At 38.8% G+C, this 1,057-nt stretch carries 1 protein-coding gene; it reads right to left on the bottom strand.

Features of this window, described 5'->3' with window-relative positions; translation table 11 throughout:
• Positions 1-460: 460 nt before the first annotated feature.
• A complete protein-coding gene (locus ACFINF_RS09325; protein WP_375620604.1) occupies positions 461-1,042 on the bottom strand; it encodes a hypothetical protein in 582 nt (193 codons plus the stop codon).
• Between the last annotated feature and the right edge of the window lie 15 nt (positions 1,043-1,057).

Genomic DNA, 1,057 nt, shown 5'->3' with positions numbered 1-1,057 from the left:
GTCTTTATCCGAGAAACCACCGCATTATGTGAAACACCCATCTTTTTTGCAAACGCACGAACCGATAGACCCTTACGCGTTTTCTTATTCATAGTTGCTCCTTGCCTTGATTTTTTTCTCATCTTGAGGAATGGGGCTTTCGGCGTACCAAGAAAGAAAGCTTTACATCACGAACTGAAAAACGGGCTTCAATGCGATAAGGAGACATTTTACATATCATACTGTACACACTAAAATCATTATTTATCAATGAGTTAAGTGTACAATGTACAGTCAATTTGAAAATTCTGTCGCTAGCGATAGTTCGCGCTCGCCTGCCCCGCAACAGACCCAACCCGCTGGGAAGTACCTTTTGCATTGATTTTATTGTATTTTTTCTGGAGAAAACCAAAGCGCAAGTGATAATCTGCTTTAAAAATTACAATTAAAGTGAGTAGTGTGTTGACATAGCTTAAGAGCATTATTTAGTTTTCTTATTGGCGGCATATTCTTGACGAGCAAGTTGGTACTGTATGTTGGCAATTAATCTCTCATTGGCTTTTTTTACAATAGTACTTGCAATTTTTGGCTTGGACATAACTCCAGCAATTGAGGGTCCTTCTTGTTTTGCAATAGGGAATTGATCTCCATCTGCTCTTTGAAAAACATTGTTTCCCATTTTTAGCGTAACACGCTTAGGAAATTTTCCACCGCAAATAAATCCATGGGGTAAGATTTCTTTTTTTCCAAACATTGTGTAAGTTACGCCGCGTTTTGTTTCTCTTGCTTGAAAAAATTTAAGAGGTATCGGTGTTCCAGAACCAATGATATCTGTCTCGAGAAGCTTTGCAGTAGCCTTTCCTTTAATATAAACGCCTTTTTTGACACGCTTTGATTGGGCAGATGTAACATCGGCAATTTGTTTTTCTGCAAAGCGTTCGACTTGTTTTGCAGAGGTATTTACAGCATTACGCAAAGCCCAATTAAGGCGTGGTGCTTGAAGACTGGTGAAGGTATCCTTCACCTGTTGAAGATACCATTTTTGGTGGATGATTAACTTCAACTTCTAAGCCTTTTT

The organism is Bartonella sp. TS25HLJMH (assembly GCF_042193505.1).
Taxonomy (GTDB): Bacteria; Pseudomonadota; Alphaproteobacteria; order Rhizobiales; family Rhizobiaceae; genus Bartonella; species Bartonella grahamii.
This window is presented reverse-complemented; position numbering and strand designations above follow the sequence as displayed.